The following is a 21,576-nucleotide window of genomic DNA, read 5'->3' as shown; positions in this document are numbered from 1 at the left end:
TGCACGACGACCGGAGAAGTGGGTCGTGGTGGCTGGTGCTGACGACAATCGAGCGCCGTCGATGGCGACCGTATTAACCCGGCCGTCGACTTGTCAACAATTTCCGGAAACAGCGTGGCCACACCGCTGTCATCTTCGGAGCAGCATCCATACAGGTCAGTAGTCGATCAGAGTCCGGGCCGGTCACCGCGGCGTCGGAACAGCCGAACATCGGTCGGGGTGGGAGCTGCCGGAAGTTCCGGAGACTTTCCGGACCAGGTGTCCCGGCCGTGGCCAGTGGTACGGGCAGACGCTCCCGTTGCCCGGGCGGTCAGCGACGGCGTAGGGCGTTGAGCCGGGCGGCCTGGCGGGTCAGATGGTCGCGTTCGGCGAGGTTGGGGGCCTGCTGGGCGGCCTCGACGTACAGCCGTGCCGCCGTTGCCGGATCGCCGTCGCGCTCGTGCAGGTACGCCGCCACCGCCGAGTACCGGGGCAGTGCGTCGTCCACCGCCGCGAGCGCCGTCAGGCCGGCCCTGGGGCCGTCGGCCTCACCGACTGCCACCGCGCGGTTGAGTCGTACGACCGGGTTCCCGGTCAGGCGCGCGAGTTCGTCGTACCACTCCACGATCTGCACCCAGTCGGTCTCGGCGGCGGTGGGCGCGTCCGCGTGCAGCGCCGCGATGGCGGCCTGGGCCTGGAACTCGCCCAGTTGGTCGCGGGCCAGGGCCGCCTGCAGGATCTCGACGCCCTCGGCGATCGACCGGGTGTCCCAGCGGCTGCGGTCCTGCTCGGCGAGCGGTACCAGGCTGCCGTCGGGCGCGGTCCGGGCGGCGCGCCTGGCGTGGTGCAACAGCATGAGGGCGAGCAGCCCCGCCACCTCGGGGTGGTCGATCGCGGCCGCGAGTTGCCGGGTGAGCCGGATGGCTTCGGCGGCGAGGTCCACGTCACCGGAGTACCCCTCGTTGAAGACCAGGTAGAGGACGCGCAGCACGGTGGCGACGTCACCGGGTCGGTCGAGGCGCAGCCCGGAGACGGTGCGCTTCGCCCGGCTGATGCGCTGCGCCATGGTCGCCTCGGGCACCAGGTAGGCATGGGCGATCTGCCGGGTGGTCAGCCCGCCGACGGCACGGAGCGTGAGCGCGACCGCGGACGACGGCGTCAGCGACGGGTGGGCGCACAGAAAGTAGAGCTGGAGCGTGTCGTCCACCGTGGGAGCGGGCCCCGGCGCCGGCTCCTCGTCGACGAGATCCTCCCGCCGACGGCGCGCGGCGTCGGCGCGGGCCGCGTCGAGGAACCGTCGCCACGCCACCGTGGTCAGCCAGCCCTTCGGGTCGCGCGGCGGGTCGGCCGGCCAGACGCGGACCGCCTCGACCAGGGCGTCCTGCACGGCGTCCTCGGCCGCCGCGAAGTCGATTCCGCGGCGGACGAGGATCCCGAGGACGCTCGGCGTGAGGCTCCGCAGCAGCGTCTCGTCCATCGGAGTCGTCACTCCGTGATGGTGGGCGGCTCACTCAAAAACGGGCGAAGCTCCAGCCACTCGTGGATCGGCTTGCCGCCTGCCCCCGGAGCGGCCGACAGTTCCCCGGCCAGCTCGACCGCCCGGTCGTAGCTGTCGACGTCGATCACCATCCAGCCAGCGATGAGATCCTTGGTCTCCGCGAAGGGGCCGTCGGTGACCGGCGGGCGACCCTCGCCGTCGTACCGGACCCACGCTCCCTCCGGGGCGAGTGCCTGACCGTCGACGAACTCGCCGGTTCCCTCGAGTCGGGCCGCGAAGTCGCGCATGTACTGCATGTGGGCCGAGATCTCCGCCGGGGTCCACTGGTCCATCGGCACGTCGTTCACTGTGGCCGGGCCGCCCCGGTAGTGCTTGAGCAGCAGGTACTTCGCCATCGTGATGCTCCTCGTTGCTGGCCGTGACCCATCGTGGTCACGTTCACTCCGGGGACGGAGCCGGTCGGCGCTTCTCGACATGGCTGTCCGGTTTTTTCCCTCCCGCAGGTTAACCTCGGGTGAATCGTCCGACATCGGGGCGCCACCGGCCGGCGCAAAACTTGATTCGTTCCAAAAAAGTGAGCTAGTGTTCGTCAAGTGATGTCCGACTTCGAGGTGCAACTGCGGGCCGCCTCGCTGCGCGTGACCCGGCCTCGACTGGCGGTGCTCGCGGCGCTGCGCGACCACCCGCACGCCGGCACCGACGCGGTGATCGCGCTGGTCCGCGCGGACCATCCCACGGTCTCCCACCAAGCGGTGTACGACGTGCTGCGGGTGCTCACCGACGCCGGTCTGGTGCGGCGCATCCAGCCGGCCGGGGCGACCGCCCGCTACGAGTCCCGGGTCGCGGACAACCACCACCATGTCGTGTGCCGCTCCTGCGGCGCCATCGCCGACGTCGACTGCGCCGTCGGCCACGCTCCCTGTCTCACCGCCTCGAACGACCATGGTTTCGTGGTCGACGAGGCGGAGGTCGTCTATTGGGGCACCTGCCCCGACTGTGCGACCGAACGTACGCCCCAGAGATCCGCAAGCTCGGAAGGAAGTACATGAGCGACACCCAGGACAACGGCCCCACCAGTGCGCAGGGCGTGGACAAGAAGGCAGCCGCCGGCTGCCCGGTCGCGCACGACTCGGTGACCGCGCACGGCAGCGAGAGTGAGAACCCGGCGATCGACTCGCCGACCCCGAAGACCGGCGGTCGTCCGCGCACCAACCGGGACTGGTGGCCCAACCAGCTCGACCTCTCGGTGCTGCACGCCCACTCGAACAAGGGCAACCCGCTGGGCGAGGACTTCAGCTACGCCAAGGAGTTCGCCAAGCTCGACGTCGAGGCCCTCAAGCGCGACATCACCGAGGCCCTCACCACCTCGCAGGACTGGTGGCCGGCCGACTTCGGCCACTACGGCGGCCTGATGATCCGGATGAGCTGGCACTCCGCCGGCACGTACCGCATCGAGGACGGTCGCGGTGGCGCCGGCGACGGTGGTCAGCGTTTCGCTCCGCTCAACAGCTGGCCGGACAACGCCAACCTCGACAAGGCCCGCCGGCTGCTCTGGCCGGTCAAGCAGAAGTACGGCCAGAAGATCTCCTGGGCCGACCTGATCGTGCTCGCCGGTAACGTCGCCCTGGAGTCGATGGGCTTCAAGACCTTCGGCTTCGGTTTCGGTCGCGAGGACGTGTGGGAGCCCGAGGAGATCTTCTGGGGTCCGGAGGACACCTGGCTCGGCGACGAGCGCTACGCCTCCGAGAAGGAGATGGCGGCTGGCGTCGGGGCGACCGAGATGGGTCTCATCTACGTCAACCCGGAGGGCCCCCGCGGCAACGCCGACCCGCTCGCGGCGGCGCACTTCATCCGCGAGACCTTCGCCCGGATGGCGATGAACGACGAGGAGACCGTCGCCCTCATCGCGGGTGGCCACACCTTCGGTAAGACCCACGGTGCCGGCGTCGCCGACAACCACGTGGGTCCGGAGCCCGAGGGCGCCCCGCTGGAGGCACAGGGCCTCGGTTGGCTGAGCACCCACGGCAGCGGCAAGGGCGCGGACACGATCACCAGTGGTCTCGAGGTGACGTGGACCGACGTGCCGACGCAGTGGAGCAACCGCTTCTTCGAGATCCTCTTCGGCTACGAGTGGGAGCTGACCACCAGCCCCGGCGGCGCGAAGCAGTGGGTCGCCAAGGACGCCGAGGCGATCATCCCGGACCCGTTCGACCCGGCGAAGAAGCACCGGCCGACGATGCTCACGACGGACCTGTCGCTGCGCGTCGACCCGGCGTACGAGAAGATCTCCCGCCGCTTCCTGGAGAACCCCGACCAGTTCGCGCTGGCCTTCGCCAAGGCGTGGTACAAGCTGCTGCACCGCGACATGGGCCCGATCGAGCGCTTCCTCGGGCCGTGGGTGGCCGAGCCGCAGCTCTGGCAGGACCCGGTGCCGGCCGTCGACCACGAGCTGGTGGGCGACGCCGACATCGCCGCACTCAAGGCGAAGGTCCTGGAGTCCGGTCTCACGATCGACCAGCTGGTCTCCACCGCCTGGGCCTCTGCCGCGAGCTTCCGGCACACCGACAAGCGCGGTGGCGCCAACGGCGCGCGGATCCGTCTCGAGCCGCAGCGCAACTGGGAGGTCAACCAGCCGGAGCAGCTTGCGACCGTCCTCACCACCCTTGAGGGCATCCAGCAGGAGTTCAACTCCGCTGGCGGCGCGAAGATCTCGCTCGCCGACCTGATCGTGCTGGCCGGTTCGGCCGCCGTCGAGAAGGGGGCGCGGGACGCCGGCGTCGAGGTGACCGTTCCGTTCCGGGCGGGCCGCACCGACGCGACCCAGGAGCAGACCGACACCGAGTCGTTCCGGGTCATGGAGCCGCGCGCCGACGGTTTCCGCAACTACCTGCGTCCCGGCGAGAAGACCCAGCCGGAGGTGCTGCTCATCGACCGGGCCTACATGCTCAACCTGACCGCGCCCGAGATGACCGTCCTCATCGGCGGTCTGCGTTCCCTCGGCGCCAACGTCGGTGGCAGCCAGCACGGTGTGCTCACCGACCGGCCTGGCGTGCTCACCAACGACTTCTTCGCCAACCTGCTCTCCCCGGGCACCCGGTGGAGCGCGTCGAAGTCCGACGAGCACGTGTACGAGATCCGCGACCTGGCCACCGATGAGGTGAAGTGGACCGCCACCGCGGTCGACCTCATCTTCGGGTCCAACTCGCAGCTGCGAGCCCTCGCCGAGGTCTACGCCAGCCAGGACGCCCGCGACAAGTTCGTGGCGGACTTCGTGGCCGCCTGGACCAAGGTCATGGAGCTCGACCGGTTCGATCTCGTCTGACACGTCGCCACCGACGAGCCTCGGCCGATCCTTCAGGGGATTGGCCGGGGCTCGTCGGCCTTTCCCGGCTGTGGCCAGTTGCACGTGGCCGATCGGGGTATGGTTGGCGAAACTTATACCCCCGGGGGTATCCTCGACGGAGGAGGTGTCGATGAAACTTCGACCGGAGATGACGTCGGATGCGCTGACCAGGCTCAAGCGGGCTCGTGGGCAGCTCAACGCGGTTATCGAGATGATGGAGAGCGGCCAGGACTGTCGCGAGGCGCTGACCCAGCTCGCCGCTGTCTCCAAAGCGATCGACCGGGCGGGTTTCAAGATCATCGCCTCGGGCATGCGGCACTGCGGCGCGGCGCGTGATCGTGGCGAAGAGCCGGAGATGACCGAGGAGGAGTTGGAGAAGCTCTTCCTGGCGCTCGCCTGAGACGAAACGAGCCCACCCACGTCGCGCGGTTGCGGCGTGGGTGGGAATGCACAGGTCAACAACAAGGCGTCAGTCTGTCTGCTGCATACCCCCGGGGGTATGCAGCATGACATGTGAAGGAGTAGGGCATGGCAGTTCAGGTCTCCATCGTTGAGACGTCCTCCCTCGGTGATCGCAGCTACCTCGCCTCCGACGGGCGGGTGGCGATCGTGATCGACCCCCAGCGCGACATCGACCGCGTGATGTACCTCGCGGGGGCATTGGGCGTCCGCATCACCCACGTCCTGGAAACGCACATCCACAACGACTACGTCTCCGGCGGGCTGGACATTGCCCGGATCACCGGTGCCCAGTACCTGGTGGCCGCGGCCGACGAGGTCCGATTCGAGCGGACGCCGGTCTCCGACGGCGACCAGGTGATCGTCTCCGACTTGCTACGACTGCGGGTGATCGGCACTCCCGGTCACACCTTCCACCACCTGTCGTACGTCCTGGACGAGGCCACCGGCGGCGGTTGGCGGCCGGCCGGTGTCTTCACCGGCGGGTCACTGCTGTTCGGCACGACGGGCCGGACCGATCTGCTGGGCGAGCAGCACGCTCACGAGTTGGCCCACCACCAGCACGCCTCGGCGAAGCGGCTGGCGGATCTGCTACCCGACGGGGCCGAAGTGTGGCCGACGCACGGATTCGGCAGCTTCTGCTCGGCCAGCCAGTCGGACGCGCCGGAGTCGACGATCGGCCGGGAGAAGGAGAAGAACCAGGTGCTGAGGCTGGTGGCGGACGACTTCGTCACCGAGACCCTCGCCGGTCTCGACGCCTACCCGGCGTACTACGCCCACATGGGCGTGCAGAACCTGGCCGGACCGGCCCAGGTCGACCTCACCCCGGTGACCCGCGCCGACGCCGCCGAACTGCGCGAGCGGATGGCCGAGGGGGAGTGGGTGGTGGATCTGCGGCACCGCAAGGCGTATGCCGCCTCCCATCTGGCCGGCACGGTCAGCCTCGGCCTGGACGGCCCGATGGCCACCTGGCTCGGTTGGCTGATCGAGTGGAGGGTGCCGATCACCCTGCTCGCCGAGACCCCGCAGCAGGTCGCCGACGCTCAACGCGAACTGGTCCGCATCGGTATCGACCGCCCGGCCGCGCAGGCCACCGGCAAAGCCGAGCAGTGGGCGGCTGATCCCGGTCAGCTGCGGGAACTGCGGATGTCGGACTTCGTGGCCCTCGCGGCGGCCCGGGAGGGCCACGTCCCTGCCGGTCTGCCTGGCGCGGACGTGGTCCTCGACGTGCGGATGACAAACGAATGGCGAACCAGCCACATCGACGGCGCCGTGCACATTCCGCTGCCCGACCTGCCCCAGCGGCTGGTCGACGTACCGGACGGGGCGGTCTGGGTGCACTGCGGTTCCGGCTACCGGGCCACCGCCGCCGGCTCCCTGCTGGCGAACGCCGGCCGCGAGGTGGTCGTCATCAATGACACGTTCGACCAGGCGAAGACCGCCGGCCTGAAGACGGTCACCGCCGCCTGACCTGCACAGTCCGAACCACCGGCCGGTGCCGCCCGGCATCCCCCTGCCGTGACATCTGGCAACTCATCCGTGAAAGAGGAGAAATGAGCCCTTCCGAAACCAACCGCCGCGGCACCCTCGATGCCACCGGCCTGCGGGAGTTGATGAACTCCGGCCACGCGCCACGCGTGCTGGACGTGCGTACCCCGGCGGAGTTTGAGACGTCGCACATCCCCGGCTCCTACAACGTGCCGCTAGACCTGCTCAAGGAGCACCGCCAGGAGTTGCGTGACCATCTGGACGAGGACGTCGTTCTGGTCTGTCGCTCCGGTGCCCGCGCCACTCAGGCCCAGCAGACCCTGGCTGGCGTCGGCCTGCCGAACCTGAAGGTCCTCGACGGCGGCATCATGGCCTGGCAGGCGGCCGGCGCGCCAATCAAACATGGCGCCCCTCGCTGGGACCTCGAACGCCAGGTTCGTCTCGTCGCCGGCTCGATCGTGCTGGTCAGCGTTCTCGGCTCGGTGTTCGTACCGCAGCTGAAATGGGTGGCCGGGTTCATCGGCGCCGGTCTAACCTTCGCGGCCGTCACCAACACCTGCGCCATGGGGATGATGCTCGGCAAACTGCCGTACAACCGGGGCGCCAGCCGTGACGTGGGCACCATCGTCGGCCAGTTGCGCGACAGGACCGGTGAACGCGTGTGACTCCGACCCTGGCACTGACCATCGGACTGGCCGTGCTGATCGGGGTCAGTCTGGGGTTGCTCGGAGGTGGCGGATCGGTTCTGGCCGTGCCGCTGCTGGTCTACGTCGCTGACCTGCCCGTGAAAGAAGCCATCGCGACCTCGCTGCTCGTCGTCGGCGCCACCAGCGCGGTGGGCGTCATTCCGCACGCCCGCGCCCATCGGGTGCGCTGGCGCACCGGCCTGATCTTCGGCTTCGCCGGCATGACCGGCGCCTACGCCGGTGGCCGCCTGGCCGAGTTCATTCCGGCCGGATTACTGCTCACCGGGTTCGCCGTGATGATGCTCGCCACCGCAGTCGCGATGATCCGCGGGAGGCGCAACGCCGACGGCAGGGCGGTGCCGCACGAGCTGCCGGTGCTACGGGTGATCCTCGACGGTGTGGTGGTTGGACTGGTGACCGGCCTGGTCGGCGCCGGCGGTGGCTTCCTGGTGGTGCCCGCCCTGGCGCTGCTCGGTGGCCTGCCGATGCCGGTCGCGGTCGGCACCTCGCTGGTGGTGATCGCCATGAAGTCCATCGCTGGCCTGGCCGGCTACCTGTCCAGTGTGCCTATCAACTGGGGCCTCGCGGCAGCGGTCACCGTCGCCGCCATCGCGGGCAGCTTCGCCGGTGGACGGTTCACCGGTCGGATCCCGGAGGACATCCTGCGCAAGGCGTTCGGCTGGTTCGTCGTGGCGATGGGCGTGTTCGTCCTCGGTCAGCAACTGCCCGAAGACCTGCGGACCAACCCGCTGCTCTGGGCCGGCGTTGGCGTCGCCGCCGCGATCTCCGTCGTGTTCACCGTGCTGAAGGGCCGGAGGCAGGCGCAGTCGCCACCACCGTCCACCTCGGTGTCATCCGGACGGCATTCCATGGGTAACGATTCCCACTGATGGATTTTTTATCTACGTGATCAAGTGGCGGACGGGCCTGTTCGTGGCAAGGTGTTGATCTGCCCGGGTGGCGGGCGCGGACCTAGTCACGCAGGGAGTCAACGTGGCCCATCCCGACCTGCAGGCCGAGGACGTGGACCAGCACGCCGCAAGCCCTGCGATACCCCGGCAGCGGTTGGTCCCCGCCCGGCGGTCCCGAGCGGGCGTCGCCGACAGCGCCGTCGCCTGGCGTCCGCTGCGGATCGCGATGATCGGCCAGAAGGGGATCCCGGCGACCTACGGCGGGATCGAACGGCACGTGGAGGAGATGGCCAGCCGCCTCGCCAGCTACGGGCACGAGGTCACGGTCTACTGCCGTCGCAGCTACGGCGAGACACCCGCCGACGGCTACCGGGGCGTACGGCTGCGCCAGACCCACACGATCGCCAGCAAGCACCTCGACGCCATCGTGCACGCGGCGACCTCGACCATGGCGGCGATGACCGCGCGGCCCGACATCGTGCACTACCACGGGCTCGGGCCGGCCCTGGTCGCCCCGCTCCCGCGTGCCCTGTCCCGGGCGCGCGTGGTGCTGACCGTGCACGGGCTGGACAACCAGCGGAGCAAGTGGGGGCTCGCCGCGCGGGCGGTGCTGGGCAGCGCCCACTGGTTCAGCGGGTACGTCCCGCACCAGCGGGTCGCGGTCTCCCAAGGGCTCGCCGCCCACTACTCAGCCCGGTTCGGCCGTCCGACGACCTACATCCCGAACGGCGTGAACCCGGCCCGACCGGCGCGGACCCGTCAGATCCGGGAGCGGTTCGGGCTGACCCCCGGCGGCTACCTGCTGCTGGTCGGTCGGCTGGTTCCGGAGAAGGCGGCCGACCTGCTGATCCGGGCCTTCCGCCGGACCGAGACCCCGATGCGCCTGGCGATCGTCGGCGGGTCGTCGTTCACCGACGACTTCGTGGACCGGCTGCGCCGGGAAGCCGGCGCGGACGACCGGATCGTCTTCACCGGGTTCGCCTACGGTGACCTGCTCGCCGAGCTGTACGCCGGTGCCGCCGGCTTCGTCCAACCGTCCCGGTTGGAGGGACTGCCGTTGACGTTGCTGGAGGCGGCCGCGTACAGGCTGCCGGTGGTCGCCAGCGACATCGCGCCGCACGTCGAGGTGCTCAAGGCCGACGCCGCCGGCGGGCGGTTGTTCCGCGACGGCGACGAGGACGACCTGGTCCGGGTGTTGACGTCGCTGCTCGCCGACCTGCCGGGCGAACGCGCCGGTGCCGTGGCGCTGGGCGAGCGGATCACCAGCAGGTACAGCTGGGACACTGCCGCCCGTGAGTTGGAACAGCTCTATCTCCGGCTGGCTCCGGAGCCCGGCCGACGATCCAGGGCACGACAGGCGGGGGCCGCCGACTGACCGGGCGGCGTCAGCCAGGGGAGTGTCGGATCAGCCCCCCGGAGGACGGAGCAGTCGGTGCAACGGCCCCTTCTGCCGTCGAGGTGACAGGACTAGATTGAACCGATCTTGTGCCGGGAGGACATCGGTTGGCCGCGCCCGGCAGCGGCCGGGCAACGCCGATTCAATTCAGTGGGATCAGTGGAACAACACACGCAGCAGGTCACCCCGCTCATGACCAGGCGGCTCGACCCGACCCGCCTGTTCACCGGCGGAGCGGCGCTGGCCGCCGCGGTCCTGGCGGTGGTCGCTGGTGTCTCCATGGCGGCCGGTGACCGCAGGGGCATGGTGCTGCCGCTCGCGGCGGTCGCGGGGATCGCGGTGGCCGTCCTCGCGCTGACCCGGTTCGCCGGGTACGTGCTGCTGATGCTCGCGGTGCGCTCCTGCGTCGACCTGTTCAAGCTGACCGGCCCGAGCGCCGGCCAGGCCGACTCCGCCGGAACGGCCCGGGCGGTGGACCCCTCCACCCTGCTCGCGGTGCTGTTCCTCCTCGCCGCCGGGCTCTGGCTGGCCGCACAGCTCAGCCGGCACGGGCGGCTGCGCGGCTCCCCGCTCAGCTGGGCCATGCTGCTCGTCGGCGCCAGCAGCGTGGTCAGCGCCCTCGGTGCCAGCCGGCCGGCGAACAGCCTGTTGGAGGCGCTGCGGATCCTCACCGTGGTGGTGATGTTCGTGGTGCTGGAACAACTCATGCCGGACACCGCGGCGATCCGCCGGGTCCTGCTCGCCTGCTACGCCTCGCTGGTGCTGGCGCTGGGCTACACCGTCGTGCTGTCGCTGCTCGGCAACCCGCCAGCCGAGGTGAAGGGTGACTTCACCCGGATCAGCGGCACGTTCAGCCAGTCGACCACGTTCGGCCGCTACCTGATGTTCATGGTGATCTTCGGGTTCGCCGTGTACCGCTTCCTGGATCGTCGCCTGCGGGCGTCCCTCGGGGTGCTGCTCGCGCTCTCACTGCTGTTCCTGCTGCTCACCAACACCCGCAGCGCCCTGCTCGGCGCGGCGATCGGCCTGGTGGTGGTCGCGGCGCTGCACCGCAGCAAGCGGATGCTGGTCACCCTCTGCGTGGTGGCGGTCGCCGGGGTGGCCCTGGTGCCCGCCGTCGGGGAACGCTTCGCCCAACTCGGTACGTCGCGCGCGGTCGGCGGAGACCCGACCGGAAACACCCTGGCCTGGCGGATCGGCTACTGGACCGAGATCGTCACGCTCGCCGACCGGAACCCGGTGACCGGCATCGGGCCGAACATGACCCAGCGTGAGACCGACGAGGCGAAGAAGCCGCACAACGACTTCCTGCGGGCGTACGTGGAGACCGGGCTGCTCGGTCTCGGGGCGTACCTGCTGATGTTGTTCGCCTTTCTGCACACCGCCCGGACCGCGCTGCGGCGCGCGCCTCCGGGCAGCTTCGAGCGTGGCGTCGCCGTCGGGTTCACCGGCTGCGCCGCCGCGTTCGTGGCGGTCAGCGCCGCCTCCAACGTCATTTCCAACGTGGTCACCCTCTGGTACTTCGTCGCGTTCGCCGCGGCGGCCAGCGTGATCGCCCGCCAACCGGCTCCGAACCTGACCGGCGAGCAGCCACGAGGCACGTCCGTCCCGGTTTGACTGAACGACAGCATTGGGGAAAAAGTGGAGATCGTCGACTACCTGCGGGTCGCCCGGCGGCGCCTCTGGGTACTCGTGGGGGTGCCGGTGCTCGCCACCGGCGCCGCGGCCGCCATCGTCCTGTTCGCGCCACAGCAGTTCAGCGGGACCGCGTACGTGGCGGCGCCGGCGTTGGTGGGCGGCGCAGCCGGGACGCAGTACACCGGTACGCAGGCGGCGAACCAGTTCGTCGCGGCGTTCGGCGCGGCGGTCACCTCGCCCCGCGTCCTCGCCGACGTGGCCGCTGACACCGGGGTGCCGCCGGAGCGGTTGCGCGACGGGCTCGCCATCACCCAGGTCGGCGCGAGCAGCCAGTTGGAGGTCACGTACACCGCCGGCGACCGGGCGAAGGTCGCGCCGGTGCTGACCGCGACCACCACCCGGGCGCTGGCCTTCCTCTTCTCCTCCCAGGTCGGCATCGCCACCGGTGAGGTCGAGGCGGCCAACGCCGACGTCACCGCGGCGACCAAGGCGATCGGTGAGTGGGAGAAGACGAACAAGGTCTCCCAGCCGGACCGGATCTACCAGGCCACGCTGGGCGAGCTGACCAGCCTGCGCCAGCAGCAGCTTTCCATGCAGGCGGTCGGCAACGGCCGAGGTGTCGACGCGGCGACCGCCGCGATCACCGCCGCCCAGAAGAAGCTCGACGAGCTGGGGCCGAAGCTCCCCGACTACCAGGCCCTGCTCGCCCAGCGGGACGCGGCGACCAACGCCCTGTCCCAGGCACGGGAGGGGTTGCAGGCGGCGCGGGCGCAGGCCCAGGCCGCCGATCCGAAGCAGGTGACCAGCATCGGCGAGGCGCACGAGGTGAGCCGGATGACGGAGCTGGTGCGCACCGCCCTGCCGGTGGGCGGCGCGGGTCTGCTGCTCGGGGTGCTGCTGGTGGGCGTACTCGAACTGCTCTCCCGGGGTCGTGCCGCCGCTCGGCCGGTGGCCCCGGCGGCGACCACCGCGGCCTCTCCGGCACCGGCGGAGACCGTGACCGCGGCACGGCCGTGACCGTCGGAGAACGGGCCGCTGGATGCGCGAGGTGACCGGCCGGTCGTCGGCCGCGCCGGAGGCCGGCGACCAGCAGGTACGCGGCATGGCCCGCGGCGGTGTGCTGAACCTGGGCAGCGCCGTGCTCAGCCAGGTGGCGCTCTTCCTGGTCATGCTGTTGCTGGCCCGGGTGCTGGGTGTACGCGAACTCGGCCGGTACGCCCAGGTCTACGCCGTGCTGTCGCTGCTGGGGCTGCTCTCGCTCTCCGGTTTCCGCGCCGGGCTGACGCGTTTCGTGGCGGTGCACCTCGCCGACGACGAGCCGGCCGCCCTCCGGGGCGCGATCCGCCTCGGGATCGGCATCTCGGCCGTGGCGTCCACAGTGATCGCCCTCGGTCTGGCGGTCGGCGCACCGTGGCTCGCCGACGCCCTGCACGATCCGCAGCTCACCACCGGGCTGCGGTTGGCGGCGCTCTGCCTGCCCGCCGCCACCGTCTGCGAGGCCGCGCTCGCGGCGACCCGGGGTTGGCGTACGCAACGGGCCTACGCGCTCATCGGCCAGGTCTACGAGCCGGCCGCCCGGCTGGTGCTCACCGCGCTGGCACTCGTCCTCGGGGCGGGCCTGACCGGCGCATTCTGGGCGCTGGTGGCGGCGAGCTGGAGCGCTGCCGGACTCGCCCTCGTGGCGCTCGCCCGGATGGTGCGCCGGGTGCCCGCCGCCCGTCCCGCGTACCGGCCGGGCGAGCTGTTTCGGTTCTCCACCGTCAGCTGGGTCTCCTCGCTGTCGTCCACCGGGCTGATCTGGGTGGACGCGTTGCTGCTCGGCTTCTTCGACTACGGTCCCGACGCGATCGGCGTCTACCACGTGGCGACCCGGCTGGTCACGATCGCGGTGTTCGTGCTGGCACCGGTGAACGCCTCGTTCGGTCCGCACCTGGCGCACCTCTACCACCAGGGTCGACTGGACGAGGTCCGCCGGATCTACCGGGTCGCCACCGGTTGGGTGCTCCGGCTGTCGTTGCCGGCCTTCGTGGCGTTGCTGGTCTTCCCGGAGCAGTTGCTGCGGCTGGTCGGCGGGCCGGGTCTGGCCGGCGGTGCGGCGGTGACGGTGGTGCTGGCGCTCGGCCAGCTCGTCAACGCCGCCACCGGGCCCTGCGGGACGCTGCTGAACATGTCCGGCCGGGTCTCGGTCAACATGATGGACAACCTGGCGGCCCTGCTGCTCAACGTCCTGCTCAACCTCTGGCTCATCCCGGCGTACGGCATTCTCGGCGCGGCCGTGGCCTGGGCGGTGTCGTTGGCGGCGGTGAACGTCGCACGGGTCTGGCAGGTGCGCACGCAGGTGCACACCGTGCCGGTGACCCCGGGCATGGTGAAGGGCCTGGTCGCCGCGCTGGTCGCGATGGGCGTCGGGTTCGGTGTGCGGTGGTTGGTCGAGGGCGGGACCGCGCAGCTCGCGGTCGGTCTGGCCGCGATCGTGGTGGCGTACCTCGCCGTGGTGCTCGCCCTCGGGCTCAGTCGGGAGGACGTCATGGTGTTGCGCTCGGTGACCCGCCGAAATGGTCGACGCGTCCCGGCCGACCCTGCCGGCCCCGCCGACGGTGCCGGTGTGGGCGCCGACCGCCCCGTGGTCCGCTCGTGACCGGCGTCGCGCGGCGTCAGGTCACCGACCGGCTGCGCCGGGGGGTACGCGCGGCGCGGGCCTGGGGACGCGCGGCCCGGCCGGGAGAGCCCGGTCCGCTGCCCGACTTCCTGGTGATCGGTGGGCAGCGCTGCGGCACCACGTCGCTGTACCACCATCTCGCCGCGCATCCCCAGGTCAGGGTGGCCAGCGGCAAGGAGTTGCAGTACTTCAGCGTCCACCACGGTCGGGGGGTGCGGTGGTACCGGGGGCACTTCCCGCGCCTCGCCCCGGGCGAGCGGACGTTCGAGGCGAGCCCCTACTACCTGTTCCATCCGAGCGTGCCGGCCCGGGTCGCGGCGACCCTGCCGCAGGCCCGCTTCGTCGTCCTGCTGCGCGATCCGGTGCAGCGGGCGTACTCGCACTACCTGCACACCCGCTCGTACGGCTTGGAGCCGCTGTCCTTCGCCGACGCGCTCGACGCGGAGGAGGAGCGGCTGGCCCGGGCGACGCGCGGCGGCCCGGACAGCGCCGCCGCGCACCGGGCGTTGCGCAATTATTCGTACGCGGCCCGGGGTCGCTACGCCGAGCAGTTGGACCGGTGGTTCGCGCAGGTCCCGCGGGAGCGGATCCACGTCGCCCGGACCGAGGACCTGCACGCCGACCCGGCCGGCACGTACGGCGACATGCTGCGCTTCCTCGGCCTGCCGGCCTTCACCCTGGAGGTGTTCACCCGGCACACCCGTCGCGTCGACCCTGGCGTCTCCGAACTGACCCCGGCCCTGCGGGACCGGCTGGGCGCGCACTTCGCGCCGCACAACGCTCGCCTTGCCGCCCTGCTCGGCTGGCCCGATCCCTGGCCCGGCTAGCGGACGGTGGCGAGGATCCGGTCCACCGGCTGGTCGGCGCGGAGCAGGACGGGGACGTCGGTCACCGTGGTGCCGCCGCCGGCCGCGCCGAGCGGGGAACCCACCGCCCCGGTCCGTCCGCCCGGTGTCGCCGGCACGGTCACCGGCCTGTTCGACGCCGACCAGAGCACCAGCGTGCTCGACCCGCCCCGGACGAACGCGACCCCGTGCAGTCTGCCGGCCACCGGGGCGGGCAGCGGGGTGACGGTGGCGTCCCGGGCCGCGTCGGCCAGGGCGGCCAGCATCCGGCCGGCGTCCCGTTCGGCGCCGTCCGGGTCGAGCAGGCCGTAGCGGACCTCGCTGCCGGCGGCGTTGTTCGGGTTGTACGCCAACGGCAGCCAACTGATCTCGCCGATCCCGCCGGCGACCAGCAGGGTGACCGTCTTGACCATCTCCGCCGCCCGACTGGCCGGGTCACCGTCGCCGTCGCGCCAGAACTGCCCGACCTCCCACGCCTGGATCGGCACACCCGGCGGTGTGGTGGCCCGCAGGTAGTCCAGCAGCGGGGCCACCCCGCTGAAGTGCTCGTAGAAGTGCACCTGGCGGACGTCGACGGTGCGGTCGGTCAGCAGCGACTCGGTCACCGCCAGGAAGCGCAGGCTGCGGCTGTTGGTCTCGGTGCCGAGTGCCCGGCGCAGCTGCGCCTCCCCGGTCACCGCCGGGATCTGCTGCCCCCGGGTGCCGACCCGACGTTGGAAGTACGCCTGGTAGGCGGCGATGGCCTCGGGCACCCGACCGGCGCGCACCAACCGGTCGGCGACACCCATGCCGTACGCGACGCTGCTGATGCCGGAGTCGACCACCCTCGCCTTCGGGTCGGTCGCGCGGATCGTCTCGGCGGCGGCCCGGACCAGCCGCGCGTAATCCTCGGGGCTGCCGGCCCAGTAGCTCGGCGCGTTGACCTCGTTCTCGATGGCGTACTCCCGCACCCCGTACGGGCCGTAGCGCTGCACCACCGAGCGGACGAACCGCTGGTACGCGCCGAGATCGGTGGGCATGGCCGACTCGGTCTTGTTCGCCGTTCCCCGGGTGTAGCGGGCGGTGCCACCGGTCGCCCAGCACACGCCGGTGCGGATCTTCAGGTGCAGGGTGATGCCCAGCTCCCGGCTGCGCGAGGCGATCTCGTCCAGCCCGGCCCAGTCGACCTGCCCCGAGGTTCGTTCGATCTCGCACCAGGAGATCTCCTCGTACGTCGCCGACCCGGCGAGCCGGCGTAGGTACGGCTCGAACTGCTGGTACCGCGACCAGTCCCAGTGCGCGCCGAACGGGTTGCTCACCTGGTCGGCGGTGCGCCCCGGGGTGCCGGCTCCGGGCGCCGCCGCCGCGGTGGGGGTGGCCGCCGGTGGCGGATCGTCGCCGCCGGCGGTGCAGCCGGCGGTGAGCAGGAGCGTGGCGGCGACGGCGGTGGCGACCGCGCGCAGCCGGCCGGGGCGGCTCACCGGTAGCCCAGCGCGCGCAGGGTCGGACCGGAGAAGACCCAGACCAGCAGGCGGAGGAACGGGTCGAGTTCGCGGCGGTAGCTGCCCACCCGGGAGCCGTAGATCGGCGCGGTGTCGCCCACCGCCGCGCGTCGTCGTTCCGCCTCGGTGGTGTACTTCTGGGCCACGTCGTGCTGCTTGCTCTCGTAGTCGAGGATGCCGTCCTCCCAGGGCTCGCCGAGGAACTCGAAGAGGCCCCGCATCGCCTTCTCCGGCTCGCTGACCGCCTGCTCGTACCGCAGCTCGTAGTAGCGGTCCGCCGGCAGGGCGGCGCCGGCCGCCCGCGCGGCGCGGATGTAGCGCGGCCACTTCACCACGCACTTCACCGCTGACCAGTAGCCGAACCGTTTGCGGTGCGAGACCACCACGTCGCGTCCGTCCCGGATGAGGTGCACGATCTGGGCGTCCGGGAAGACCTCGGTGACGAAGTCGAGCGACATCGCGTACAGCGGGGTCTTGTCGGCCCACCGGGTCTTGCCCCGCGCGGCGGCGTAGTCGGCGTGCACGCCGCCGAAGAAGTCCCGGATCCGGCGCAGCCAGTCCTCGCGCGGAAAGCCGAAGCGGGCCAGTCGTTCCCAGTCCCGGCCGACGATCCGTCGCAGGTCCGGCAGGAACCGGGTCTCCGGGCCGCAACTGATCCGCGAGTGCGAGTCCAGGACGAGGCGCACCATCGTGGTGCCCGACCGTTGGCAGCCGACCAGGAAGATCGGCGCGGTACTGGTTCCGGTCTCAGCCACTGTCGACCGCCTTCGTCGTCTCGGATCGGACGTCGGCCGCGGCGCGGTCGAGCCGGTCGGTCAGCTCGTCGCAGCGGGCCCGGACGCCCGGGTCGATCGGTAGCCGTCGGTCGCCCGCCGCGCCGTGCGCCGTGCGCGGGGCGATGTGCGCGTGCAGCCGGGGATGGTAGGGGAAGTCGAGGAAGGCGCAGAGCCGTCGGAGCTGCGCGGCGGGCTCCGCGACCAGGCTGTCGTAGCGGCAGAGCAGCACGTCGGGCCGTCGGTCCAGACCGAGCTGGAAGAACAGTGAGTTGCGGACGTACCAGAACAGCGCCGCGCCGCTGTGCGGATCCAACCCCTGCGGGTCGTGGGCCCGGATCAGCTCGACCGTGTCGGCGTCGAGGCGTTGCCCCTGCCACCGGCGGCCGATGCTGCCGTCGGCGATCGCGCGCAGGGCCCGCAGGTTCGCGTCACCGAACTTGGCGACCTCGGAGCGGGCCCGGTCGTCGACGTCGCGGTAGACCCAGAGCGCGCGCCCCGGCGTCACCCCCGGCAGGGCCAGCAACTCGTCCACGCGGTGGCTCTCGCAGAGTGGCTTGACCAGGACGTACGCGTGCCGGCTGCGATTGAGGGTGGCGGTCAGCACCGGGTCCGGGCGCAGTTGGAAGCGGTGGAAGACGGTGCTGTCGTTCTCGTTGCGGACCTCGACCTCTCCGGCGGCGTCCAGGCCCCGGACCAGCATGTTCGTGCCGGAGCGTTGCAGACCGACCAGATAGACCGGCATCGCCGAGCCGGGCGCCCGGCCGGCCCGCCGTCGCCAGCGTCGCTTCGCCAGGGTGGTGCCGATCCGCTCGACCGGGTTGAGGCGGTCCTCCTCGATGAGCCGTCCGATCCCCTCGGTACGGGCCCAGCGCAGATGCCGCCGGACCCGCCGCGCGGTGTACGCGAGCGCGGAGACCTCGTCGTCGGCTGCCACGGTCCTCCTCGTCGGACACCGGCCCGGCCCTACATCTGAGCGGGTGCGACCGGCGGCAGCCAGGCTATCGGGAGATCATGGCGGGATGCCAGGCCGCGGACCGCACGGGCAGACGAAGATCACCCGTTCAGCCACATGCCAAACGTGAACTGGACTCGCCGACCCGCCCTGCATACCGTGGGCCCTGGCCGGGGCGGGCAGACCCCGGTCATCACCTCCGGGCCCGGTTCGCCCGATCGACGTGAGCAGGGCGAGTCGATGCGCGTGCTGCATGTGAACAAGTTCCTCTACCGCCGTGGCGGCGCGGAGGGGTATCTGCTCGATCTCGCCGACCTGCAACGGGCTGCCGGCGACACGGTCGCCTACTTCGGCATGAGCCACCCGGAGAACGAGTCGCCCCTGCCGTACGCGGCGCGGTTCCCGTCCGAAGTGGAGTTGGAGCCGGCGCCGAGCGGGGTGCGGCCCCGCGCGGTGGCCGTCGGCCGGATGCTGTGGTCACCGACGAGCCGCCGTGGGCTGGCCCGGGTGATCGACGACTTTCGACCGGACGTGCTGCACCTGCACAACATCTACCACCAGCTCTCCCCGTCGGTGCTCGCCGCGGCCCGCGCCGCCGGTGTGCCGTGCGTGCTGACCATGCACGACTACAAGCTCGCCTGCCCGAGCTACCAACTGCTGGACCGGGGCCGCCCCTGCCAGGCGTGCGTCACCGGTGGCCCGTTGCAGGCGGCCCGTCGCCGCTGCAAGGACGGATCGCTGTCCCGCAGTGGCCTGCTCGCCGTGGAGTCCTGGTTGCACCGCCAGTTCGACGCGTACGACCCGGTGCAGCTTTTCGTGAGCCCGAGCGGGTTCCTGGCCGATGTGATGCGCCGCGCGGGCGTGTACCCGGACCGGTTGCGGGTGGTCAACCACTTCGTCGACCTGACCGGCGTCGCGGCCAAGCAGACGCCCGGCGGCGGTGTCGTCTTCGCCGGGCGGCTGGCGCCGGAGAAGGGTGTCGACGTGCTGATCGAGGCGGCCGCCTCGCTGCCGGACGGGGTCAGCGTGGACATCGCCGGAGACGGCCCGGCCCGCCCGGAGTTGGAGGCGCTCGCCGCGCGGCGGGTGCCCGGCCGGGTCCGGTTCCACGGCCGTCTCGACAAGCCGCGCCTGCACGAGCTGATCCGGTCGGCGGCGGTGGTCGCCGTTCCGTCCCGGTGGCACGAGAACCAACCGATGGCGGTGCTGGAGGCGTTCGCCTGCGGTGTGCCGGTGGTCGCCACCGACCTGGGCGGGCTTCCCGAGCTGGTCGAGCCGGAGGTGGATGGCCGGGTCGTCGCCGCCGACGCGCCGACGGCCCTCGGCGACGCGCTGAACGACCTCCTGGCCGACCCCGAACGGGCGTACCGGATGGGCCGGGCCGGCCGGGCGAAGATCGCCGCCCAGTTCGCCCCGGACCGGCACCTGGACCGGATCCGTGGGCTGTACGCGGAGGCCGCCGAGGCGCTGCCGTCGCGGCGGCGGGCCGGCCGGGCCACCGCCGGTGGGGGAGCGGCCCGGTGAACCCGGTACGGGTGCTCTACCTCGCCGGCAGTGGTCGCAGTGGCAGCACCCTGGTGACCACGGTCCTGGGACAGTTGCCGGGTTTCTTCGCGGCGGGCGAGCTGCGATACCTGTGGCGACGCGGCATCCTGGAGAACCGGCCCTGCGGCTGCGGCTCTCCGGTCGCCGACTGCCCGCTCTGGGCCCGGGTGCGCGCCGACCTGCCCGACGCCGACCCGGCCGGGATCGCCGCCCGGTTGGCCCAGCGGCTGCGGCTGCGGGGGTTGCCCGCGCTGCTGCGCCGCCAGCGTCGGGGGCAACCGCCGGTCGCGGGTCACCCCGACGACACACAGCTGGCCCGGCTCTACGCCTCGATCGCCGAGCACGCCCTGGCCGGCCGGTCGGACGGGGTCATCGTCGACTCCTCCAAGCTGCCGCCGTACGGGGCCCTGCTCGGCAGCCTGCCCGGCATCGACCTGTACGTCCTGCACGTGGTGCGCGACCCGCGCGCCACCGCGTACTCCTGGCGTCGCCGACGCCCACTGGACGGGCGCGCCGACGATGAGCTGATGAGCCGACCACCCGTCGGCAAGGCGGCGCTGCTCTGGCTGGTCTGGAACACCGCGACGGTACGACTGTGGGGCGGCCGCCGCCGCGCGCCCGGCCGCTACCTGCGGGTGCGGTACGAGGACTTCGTGACCGACCCGGCCGGCGCCACCGCCCGGATCGCCGGCTTCGTCGGCGTGACCCCCGACGAGCTTCCGTTTCCGTCACCGGCCACGGTACGGCTCGCCCCCACCCACTCGGTGGCCGGCAATCCGTCGCGGCACCGCACCGGGCTGGTCGACGTGGTCGCCGACACCGAGTGGCTGACCGGGCTGCCCACCCGCGCGTACGCCGTGGTGACCGGGCTGACCGCCGTGGCCCTGACCCGGTTCGGCTACCCGTTGCGCCGCCCGGCGGTCACCTCTCCCGCCGGCCGCCTCGCCGCGGACCCGGCCGTTTCCCCGTCACCCGCCACCCGGCAGGAAGGCTGAACGATGCTCTCACTGGTGGTGGGCACCGGTCGGTGCGGTTCGACCCTGGTCCAGGAGTTGCTCTCCCGGCATCCCGCGGTCGGCTTCGTCTCCGGCCTGGACGACAAACTGGCCCGGCTCAACCCCAAGGGCAGGTTCAACGGCGCGCTCTACCGGCGTTCGGCGCCGCGCCCGGCGGGGATGACCTCGCTGCGACACAGTCGACGGTTGCTGGAGCGGGGCCGGCTGCGGGTGGCGCCGTCGGAGGCGTACCACCTGCTCGACCGGCAGGTGCTGGCCGGTTTCTCCCGACCGTGTCGGGACCTGGTGGCCGAGGACCTGACCCCGTTCGTGGCCCGGCGGCTGCGGGCCTTCTTCGACGAGCGGATCGCGCGGCAGGGCTGTCAGCAGTTGGTGCAGCACGTCACGGGGTGGCCGCGGACCGGCCTGCTGCACGCCGCGTACCCGGAGCTGCGGGTGGTCAACGTGGTGCGCGACGGACGGGCGGTGGCCAACTCGTGGCTCCAGATGGGCTGGTGGGACGGCTGGCGCGGGCCGGACAACTGGATCTACGGCCCGCTCCCGTCCGACCTGCGCGAGGAGTGGGCCGAGTCCGGTCGCTCCTTCCAGGTGCTCGCCGCGCTGGGCTGGAAGATGCTGATGGACGCCTTCGCGCAGGCCCGGCTGCGTCACCCGGCCGACCAGTGGCTGGACGTGCGCTACGAGGACCTGGTCGAGCAGCCGCGCGAGCAGGTCGGCCGGATGCTCGACTTCCTCGGCCTGAACTGGTCGACAGCCTTCGAGAAGGGCTTCTCCCGGTACGACTTCACCGTGGGTCGGGCGGAGGCGTACCGGGACGAACTCAGCCCGGCGCAGCTCGCCGCGATCGAACGGGTGCTGGAGAAGCCGCTGGCCGAGTGGGGCTACCCGGTCTAGGGGGCGTCTG

General features: G+C 71.6%; 19 protein-coding genes. 14 read left to right on the top strand and 5 right to left on the bottom strand.

Annotation, left to right across the window (positions count from 1 at the left end; all coding sequences use genetic code 11):
* Positions 1-310: 310 nt before the first annotated feature.
* Together DLJ58_RS20665 and DLJ58_RS20660 are read right to left on the bottom strand one after the other, a co-directional pair.
* Entirely contained in the window at positions 311-1,456 is a 1,146-nt protein-coding gene (locus tag DLJ58_RS20665) for an RNA polymerase sigma factor (protein WP_124858672.1), read from the bottom strand.
* Positions 1,457-1,464: 8 nt separating this feature from the next.
* Positions 1,465-1,872 (bottom strand): YciI family protein, encoded by a 408-nt coding sequence (locus tag DLJ58_RS20660; RefSeq protein ID WP_124858667.1) that lies wholly within the window; start codon positions 1,870-1,872, stop codon positions 1,465-1,467.
* A 198-nt stretch (positions 1,873-2,070) separates the two neighbouring features.
* Here DLJ58_RS20660 and DLJ58_RS20655 point away from each other — a divergent pair, with 198 nt between their 5' ends.
* From DLJ58_RS20655 to DLJ58_RS20605, 11 genes are all read left to right on the top strand, one after another.
* On the top strand, positions 2,071-2,526 hold the full coding sequence (locus DLJ58_RS20655; protein ID WP_279635897.1) for a Fur family transcriptional regulator: 456 nt from the start codon (positions 2,071-2,073) through the stop codon (positions 2,524-2,526).
* Positions 2,523-4,799, top strand: a complete 2,277-nt coding sequence (gene katG / locus DLJ58_RS20650; RefSeq protein ID WP_124858665.1) for a catalase/peroxidase HPI — start codon at positions 2,523-2,525, stop codon at positions 4,797-4,799. The genes DLJ58_RS20655 and katG overlap by 4 nt, the downstream gene beginning before the upstream one ends.
* A gap of 151 nt (positions 4,800-4,950) precedes the next feature.
* Entirely contained in the window at positions 4,951-5,220 is a 270-nt protein-coding gene (locus tag DLJ58_RS20645; RefSeq protein ID WP_124858664.1) for a metal-sensitive transcriptional regulator, read from the top strand.
* Between the two features lie 128 nt (positions 5,221-5,348).
* Complete coding sequence (locus tag DLJ58_RS20640) at positions 5,349-6,749, top strand: MBL fold metallo-hydrolase (protein ID WP_124858663.1); 1,401 nt, start codon at positions 5,349-5,351, stop codon at positions 6,747-6,749.
* Positions 6,750-6,832: 83 nt separating this feature from the next.
* Entirely contained in the window at positions 6,833-7,432 is a 600-nt protein-coding gene (locus tag DLJ58_RS20635) for a rhodanese-like domain-containing protein (RefSeq protein ID WP_124858662.1), read from the top strand.
* Positions 7,429-8,343, top strand: a complete 915-nt coding sequence (locus tag DLJ58_RS20630) for a sulfite exporter TauE/SafE family protein (protein WP_124858661.1) — start codon at positions 7,429-7,431, stop codon at positions 8,341-8,343. Before DLJ58_RS20635 ends, DLJ58_RS20630 begins: the two co-directional genes overlap by 4 nt.
* A gap of 103 nt (positions 8,344-8,446) precedes the next feature.
* Entirely contained in the window at positions 8,447-9,739 is a 1,293-nt protein-coding gene (locus DLJ58_RS20625; protein WP_124858660.1) for a glycosyltransferase family 4 protein, read from the top strand.
* A gap of 180 nt (positions 9,740-9,919) precedes the next feature.
* Positions 9,920-11,377, top strand: a complete 1,458-nt coding sequence (locus DLJ58_RS20620; protein ID WP_124858659.1) for an O-antigen ligase family protein — start codon at positions 9,920-9,922, stop codon at positions 11,375-11,377.
* 24 nt (positions 11,378-11,401) lie between these two features.
* A complete protein-coding gene (locus DLJ58_RS20615; protein WP_124858658.1) occupies positions 11,402-12,415 on the top strand; it encodes a Wzz/FepE/Etk N-terminal domain-containing protein in 1,014 nt (337 codons plus the stop codon).
* Positions 12,416-12,437: 22 nt separating this feature from the next.
* Positions 12,438-14,036, top strand: a complete 1,599-nt coding sequence (locus tag DLJ58_RS20610) for an oligosaccharide flippase family protein (protein WP_124858657.1) — start codon at positions 12,438-12,440, stop codon at positions 14,034-14,036.
* Complete coding sequence (locus tag DLJ58_RS20605) at positions 14,033-14,884, top strand: sulfotransferase family protein (RefSeq protein WP_158629615.1); 852 nt, start codon at positions 14,033-14,035, stop codon at positions 14,882-14,884. Before DLJ58_RS20610 ends, DLJ58_RS20605 begins: the two co-directional genes overlap by 4 nt.
* On the opposite strand, the gene DLJ58_RS20600 is transcribed toward DLJ58_RS20605, so the two are convergent.
* Genes DLJ58_RS20600 through DLJ58_RS20590 form a run of 3 tightly spaced genes read right to left on the bottom strand, consistent with a single transcriptional unit; the run spans position 14,881 to position 18,093 of the window.
* A complete protein-coding gene (locus DLJ58_RS20600) occupies positions 14,881-16,362 on the bottom strand; it encodes a hypothetical protein (RefSeq protein ID WP_124858655.1) in 1,482 nt (493 codons plus the stop codon). The genes DLJ58_RS20605 and DLJ58_RS20600 overlap by 4 nt on opposite strands.
* Positions 16,359-17,138: a sulfotransferase family protein gene (locus DLJ58_RS20595; protein ID WP_124858654.1), complete on the bottom strand. Its 780-nt coding sequence runs from the start codon at positions 17,136-17,138 to the stop codon at positions 16,359-16,361. The genes DLJ58_RS20600 and DLJ58_RS20595 overlap by 4 nt, the downstream gene beginning before the upstream one ends.
* The gene (locus tag DLJ58_RS20590) at positions 17,131-18,093 is read right to left on the bottom strand and encodes a sulfotransferase family protein (RefSeq protein WP_124858653.1); all 963 of its coding nucleotides are present in this window, start codon (positions 18,091-18,093) and stop codon (positions 17,131-17,133) included. The genes DLJ58_RS20595 and DLJ58_RS20590 overlap by 8 nt, the downstream gene beginning before the upstream one ends.
* A 258-nt stretch (positions 18,094-18,351) precedes the next feature.
* Between DLJ58_RS20590 and DLJ58_RS20585 the strand changes: the two genes are divergently transcribed.
* The 3 genes from DLJ58_RS20585 to DLJ58_RS20575 are packed head-to-tail and all read left to right on the top strand — an operon-like array spanning position 18,352 to position 21,566.
* Positions 18,352-19,635, top strand: a complete 1,284-nt coding sequence (locus DLJ58_RS20585; RefSeq protein ID WP_158629614.1) for a glycosyltransferase family 4 protein — start codon at positions 18,352-18,354, stop codon at positions 19,633-19,635.
* A complete protein-coding gene (locus tag DLJ58_RS20580; protein ID WP_124858651.1) occupies positions 19,632-20,651 on the top strand; it encodes a sulfotransferase in 1,020 nt (339 codons plus the stop codon). Before DLJ58_RS20585 ends, DLJ58_RS20580 begins: the two co-directional genes overlap by 4 nt.
* Positions 20,652-20,654: 3 nt before the next feature.
* Positions 20,655-21,566, top strand: a complete 912-nt coding sequence (locus DLJ58_RS20575) for a sulfotransferase family protein (protein WP_124858650.1) — start codon at positions 20,655-20,657, stop codon at positions 21,564-21,566.
* Positions 21,567-21,576 lie beyond the last annotated feature (10 nt).

Origin of the sequence: Micromonospora arida (genome assembly GCF_003857035.1) — a bacterium.
GTDB lineage: Bacteria > Actinomycetota > Actinomycetes > Mycobacteriales > Micromonosporaceae > Micromonospora > Micromonospora arida.
Note: the sequence above shows the minus strand (reverse complement) of the source record. Positions and strands in the feature narration are given on the sequence as shown.